The organism is Actinomycetota bacterium (genome assembly GCA_036280995.1).
In the GTDB taxonomy this organism is placed as follows: domain Bacteria; phylum Actinomycetota; class CALGFH01; order CALGFH01; family CALGFH01; genus CALGFH01.
In genome coordinates this window covers 1-2,644 of record DASUPQ010000632.1, presented here as the reverse complement: position 1 = coordinate 2,644, position 2,644 = coordinate 1, and the positions used below count along the sequence as shown (strand labels likewise).

Sequence of the window (2,644 nt, the reverse complement as noted above, 5' to 3'; positions counted from 1 at the left end):
GCCTGTCGGGGTCGGATGCCATCGAGCGTTCTACACAGGCTGGCCATCTTCCAATGCATCCCGGTGCAGCTTGGTTCCCCAGCCGGTCCATTCATGGACGTTGACCAGTCTGTCGTTGCTGGCCCTGGACCGTGAAATGGTTCAACGCCGACAAGGGCTACGGCTTCATCGCCCCTGAGTCCGGCGAAGACGTCTTCGTGCACTTCAGCGCGATCCAGTCGACCGGCTACCGCTCACTTGATGAGGGGCAGACCGTCGAGTTCGACGTGACGTCGGGGCCGAAGGGCGCCCAGGCCGCCAACGTGCGGCTGCTGGAGCCCCAGTAGCCACCGCCACATAGCCCCGCCCGGTAGTCCGCCGGGCGGGCTCTCATGCTCTTGAAGGATGGCGCTCGGGGTACACCTGGGCAGGTTCCACCGGACACTCTCGGGCACGAGCGGTCTGTCCCGGACACCCGAAGCCTGCCATCTACACAGGGAAATGCTCGGTGCCAGCCGCCCCCGTTGGGCTGGTCTTTCCTGACACGGAACAAGTCAGGCTCCGATCACCAGCCGGCGGGCGGTTCCTAGAAGGAGAGCATCCCGCTGACCAGCGCCTGCCAGGTGACCGGACCAACGATGCCGTCGACCGTGACCGACGGGATGTCCTGATGCAGGGCCTGCTGGAAGCCCCGGACCGCGGCGTCGGTCCTGGGGCCGAAGATCCCATCGACCTGCAACCCTTTGCTCGGGTCGCCGGACAGGTTGCGGAACTGAAACTCCTCCTGCACCCCGCGCACCGCATCCCCCTGGCTGCCCTGCCGGACCGTGATGATCAGCGCCGACCAGGTGTTGGGACCGACGATCCCATCGACCGTCAGGCCCTTCTGCTGCTGGAAGGCCCGAACCGCGGCGTCGGTGTTGGGACCGAAGATCCCGTCAACGGCGACGGTGTGGCCCCGGGCTCGAAGCAGGTACTGCAGGGTCTTGACGGGATGGTTCTGGTCACCCTTGCGGACCAGTGGAAAGGGACTGATCGAGCCGGCGGTCATCGGCTGCTCCTTTGCCGGGACGCCGTGAGGGATGCGCGCCCGTTCGGCGGATATGGCGGTTGTGCCCAGGTCTCGATCATGATCCCCGGACCTGCGTCGCGAGGCAAAGTTGCCTTCGCGACACTGGTGTGCTCTGAGTCGTGGGTGGCGCATGCGTTCGTGCCGGGTGTGGCAACGGTCGGGTACGGGGCATCAGCGGTAACGAGCGGTCATCAACGGAAGGATCAGCAGGTCACGCTCCTCGAGCTCAAGCAGCTGGGAATGATGTAGGCGGGCGAATCAGCTGTGGTCGGGAAGGTCGAAGTCTCGGCACGGTGCCCTGAAGGCCGATAGGCTCTCGGCGTCCTCAAGGAGGAGCGGCTTGTGGCCACCTTCGAGAACACCGTGATGATCAGGAGACCGATCGAGGACGTGTTTGCGTTCCTCTCCGACTTCGAGAACATCCCCAAGTGGAACTACGCCATCGTCGAGACCCGCAAGGTCTCCCAGGGGGCCGTAGGAGTAGGGACGATCTACCATCAAGTGCGTTCGGTGCCGAGCCGAAGCGAAGAAAGCTTCGAGGTCACCGCCTACAACCCGCCCCGCCAGCTGGAGATACGAGGCCAACTCGGGCCGTTCCCCTCGCGCCTCTCCTATGCCCTGGACGCCGTTCCGGAGGGAACCCGGGTCACGAACTCGGTCGAGCTAGAACTCCGCGGCCCTGGCCGGCTTCTTGGGCGAGTCGCCGTGCCACGTGTCCGGGAGGCTGTGGCCGCCAACCTCAGGAAGCTCAAGGAACTGCTGGACCGATAGACTGTGGGCACGCTGGGGGCACAGACCGACGGCATCCACGGGTCAGCAACGGACAGCCCCGGCAAGCAAACGGCCTGGTAAACGGCTTTTGACGACGGAACACCGCACGTCGAGAAACCGTCCGTGTCGCTCCCTTAGGCAACGGTTCGGGGTTCGAGTCCCTGGCGGCGCACCCATCACCCGCCCGCACGCCACGCTGGCGCCCTTGGCCGTCTAATAGCCACCGAACCCGCCGCCCGGTAGTGGCGTCGAGGGGTCGCTGATGGCGCCGCAGCGTATGCACTCGCGGTACCGCTGCCCCTGATGGCCCCTTTCGAGGCGCCAGCGGTGCAGGTGCAGTCGGCAGCGCCAGGGCTTGGTCATGGTGGCCTCCTGAACTAGGAGCCGTTCTGGCTCGGTGAGGGCGATCCGCAGGGTCCAGACGCGGGACAGCACCCCGGCGGCGTGGTGCCGTTGCTCGGCTGGGGTCATGCCGTACAGCTCGGCCAGGAACTCCTGGCGATACCGCCAGCGGTCCTCAGAGGGCAACGGGAGCGACGCCGAGCGGACCGCCAAGCTCGCCCACCACCTGGGTCGGCCCGCCTGGCCGGTCCCCCGGGACCCCAGGGCGGTCATGATTCCTCCCCGAGGGGTCGCAGCCAGGCGGGCCGGGCGGTGGCGCTGTAGGCGCGGGCCAGCGCGGCCCGGGCCCGTTCCAGTCCGTCGGGGGTGAGCTGGTAGTAGCGGCGGGCCGGGCGGCCCTCGGTTCGGGGGTCGATGTCCTCCCAGCGGGAGGTCAGCCAGCCCACGGTCTCCAGCCGGGCCAGGATGGGATGGATGGTC

Annotated in this window: 5 protein-coding genes; 2 read left to right on the top strand and 3 right to left on the bottom strand. The window is 67.1% G+C overall.

The window, feature by feature from the left end:
- Positions 1-131: 131 nt before the first annotated feature.
- Positions 132-326 (top strand): cold-shock protein, encoded by a 195-nt coding sequence (locus tag VF468_21545; GenBank protein HEX5880875.1) that lies wholly within the window; start codon positions 132-134, stop codon positions 324-326.
- Between the two features lie 239 nt (positions 327-565).
- Here VF468_21545 and VF468_21540 read toward each other — a convergent pair whose 3' ends face one another.
- Complete coding sequence (locus VF468_21540; GenBank protein HEX5880874.1) at positions 566-1,030, bottom strand: peptidoglycan-binding protein; 465 nt, start codon at positions 1,028-1,030, stop codon at positions 566-568.
- 363 nt (positions 1,031-1,393) lie between these two features.
- On the opposite strand from VF468_21540, the gene VF468_21535 reads away from it, so the two are divergent.
- Entirely contained in the window at positions 1,394-1,822 is a 429-nt protein-coding gene (locus VF468_21535) for an SRPBCC family protein (GenBank protein ID HEX5880873.1), read from the top strand.
- Between the two features lie 213 nt (positions 1,823-2,035).
- Here VF468_21535 and VF468_21530 read toward each other — a convergent pair whose 3' ends face one another.
- Complete coding sequence (locus tag VF468_21530) at positions 2,036-2,437, bottom strand: hypothetical protein (GenBank protein ID HEX5880872.1); 402 nt, start codon at positions 2,435-2,437, stop codon at positions 2,036-2,038.
- Positions 2,434-2,644 (bottom strand): helix-turn-helix transcriptional regulator (locus VF468_21525; protein ID HEX5880871.1); only part of this gene is annotated, 211 nt, incomplete at its 5' end. The genes VF468_21530 and VF468_21525, both read right to left, overlap by 4 nt.

Excerpts from the sequence above, each read along its gene's own strand:
- VF468_21540 (HEX5880874.1), bottom strand. The coding sequence starts at position 1,030 with ATGACCGCCGGCTCGATCAGTCCCTTTCCACTGGTCCGCAAGGGTGAC.
- VF468_21530 (HEX5880872.1), bottom strand. The coding sequence starts at position 2,437 with ATGACCGCCCTGGGGTCCCGGGGGACCGGCCAGGCGGGCCGACCCAGG.